Annotated in this window: 4 protein-coding genes; 3 read left to right on the forward strand and 1 reads right to left on the reverse strand. The window is 75.8% G+C overall.

Annotated elements, in window-relative coordinates; all coding sequences use genetic code 11:
* Positions 1-111: 111 nt before the first annotated feature.
* The gene (locus ABZS66_RS61540) at positions 112-624 is read left to right on the forward strand and encodes a CGNR zinc finger domain-containing protein (protein ID WP_354774240.1); all 513 of its coding nucleotides are present in this window, start codon (positions 112-114) and stop codon (positions 622-624) included.
* A 15-nt stretch (positions 625-639) separates the two neighbouring features.
* On the opposite strand, the gene ABZS66_RS61545 is transcribed toward ABZS66_RS61540, so the two are convergent.
* Entirely contained in the window at positions 640-936 is a 297-nt protein-coding gene (locus tag ABZS66_RS61545) for a SelT/SelW/SelH family protein (protein WP_354774242.1), read from the reverse strand.
* Between the two features lie 27 nt (positions 937-963).
* Between ABZS66_RS61545 and ABZS66_RS61550 the strand changes: the two genes are divergently transcribed.
* Both ABZS66_RS61550 and ABZS66_RS61555 read left to right on the forward strand, forming a co-directional pair.
* Positions 964-1605: a GNAT family N-acetyltransferase gene (locus tag ABZS66_RS61550; RefSeq protein WP_354774244.1), complete on the forward strand. Its 642-nt coding sequence runs from the start codon at positions 964-966 to the stop codon at positions 1603-1605.
* On the forward strand, positions 1602-1867 hold a 266-nt coding region (locus ABZS66_RS61555; protein ID WP_354774246.1), incomplete at its 3' end, for a GntR family transcriptional regulator. The genes ABZS66_RS61550 and ABZS66_RS61555, both read left to right, overlap by 4 nt.

The raw sequence follows: 1867 nt of genomic DNA on the forward strand, positions 1-1867 counted from the left end.
TACCGCACGGTGCCCTCGGAGGTCGGGTGGGAGGACTCGACGGCGGCCGTCGCGGTACCGCGGCCGCACTTGGCGCAGGTGGTCATGGACCCAGCGTGCTGTAATGGCCTTGTGCACTTCAACCATTACGGCGGCACCGGCACCTTCCTCGCCGCGGCGCTGCTCAACTCCCCCGAGTGCAGCGTGAGCAGGGTTTCCGCGCTGCTCGCCGAGCACGAGATGCAGAGCCGCGTGAGCAACGCCACGCAGGCGCGGGCGCTCGGGGCGTGGATCGAGCGGGCCCGGCCGGTGTTCGGCGAGGAGGACCCGCGACGGCAGCTGGCGCTGGTCAACGAGCTGCTCGGCGACGCCACCACGTCGGTGCGGGTGTCGGCCCACGACGGCAACCCGCCGCACCTGCACTACATCACCGACACCGACGACCCGGTCGCGCGCATCCGGGCCGCGATCGCGGGCGGGCTCGCCGTCGCGCTGTGCGGCGCCGGCGGCGACCGGCTCGGCCGCTGCGCCCGGGACGGCTGTGCGACCGTCTTCGTCGACACGTCGCGCAACGGCCGGCGCCGGTTCTGCTCGCTGACCTGCGCCAATCGGGTCAACGTCGCCGCGCACCGGGCCCGGACGTGATGGACCCCGCAGCGGTCAGTCGCCGGGCGGTAGCGCCGCGCGGTCGGAGTGGCCGAGGCTCAGCTCCGGCGCCACCCGGTCGCGCACCAGGCGCTTGAGCTCGGCCAGGTCGGGGAAGCCGCGCTCCTTGCGCGACCAGATCGTCTCGCCGTCGAGGCGCACGTCGAACACCCCGCCCGTGCCGGGCACCAGGGCCACCTCGCCGAGCCGCAGCTGGAACGTCGTCAGCAGCTCCTGCGCGGTCCAGGCCGCGCGCAGCAGCCACCGGCACTGCGTGCAGTACTCGATCTCGAGCCTCGGCTGCCTGGTCATGATCCCGCCAATGTACCGTGAACCGTCATGGGCCAGACGCTCGCGGAGCTGCTCGACGCCGCGGCCGAGGGGCGGTTCCCGCCGGCCGACGGCGGCACCACCGTCGTGCCGCAGCCGGGCCCCCGCGACGCGGGAGTGGTCGCGTTCACCGCACACTCGGTCGTCTTCGTCGACGACGATCCCGACTGGGTGTACGACACCCTCCGGACGATCGACAGCGATCCCCTCGCCGCCACGATGCACCCCCGCTTCCTCGCCGCGCTGCTCGACCGCACCGGCCGGGTCATGGACACCGTCGACCTGCTGACCGTCGCGCCGGCGCGCACCGGTCCGCCGCCGCTGCCGCTGCGCGAGCTGACCGACCCCGACCATCCGCGAGCGGTGCGGGCCCGGCGGCACCGCGACGACGTGCGGGTCTGGGCGGCCGACGGCGGGATCGTCGCCCTGGGCCGCGGCGTCGCCGGCCGGTGGGAGGCGGCCGTCGAGGTCGACCCGGGGACACCGCACCCCGGCCTGGGCCGTGCGCTCGCCGTCGCGGCCCGTCATCTGGTACCGCCGGGGCAGCCCGTCTGGGCCCAGCAGGCCGCCGGCAACGCCCGCAGCGTGCGCGCGTTCCAGGCCGCCGGGTTCCGCCCGGTCGGCGCCGAGGCGCTGCTGGCGGCGCCGTGATCATCATCGACCCGGGCTCGTCCGTGCCGCCCTACGAGCAGCTGCGCCGCCACATCGCCCGGCAGATCCAGGACCGCACCCTCGCCGTCGGCGAGCGGCTGCCCACCGTCCGGGCGCTCGCCGCCGAGCTGGGGCTGGCCGTCAACACCGTCGCCCGCGCGTACCGCGAGCTGGAGGAGGCCGGCCTCGTCGAGACCCGCGGCCGGGCCGGCTCGTTCGTCTCCGCCGCCGGGCAGGAGAGCCGCGAGCGGGCCCGGCGGGC

This window comes from Dactylosporangium sp. NPDC005572 (assembly GCF_040605515.1).
Classification (GTDB): Bacteria; Actinomycetota; Actinomycetes; order Mycobacteriales; family Micromonosporaceae; genus Dactylosporangium.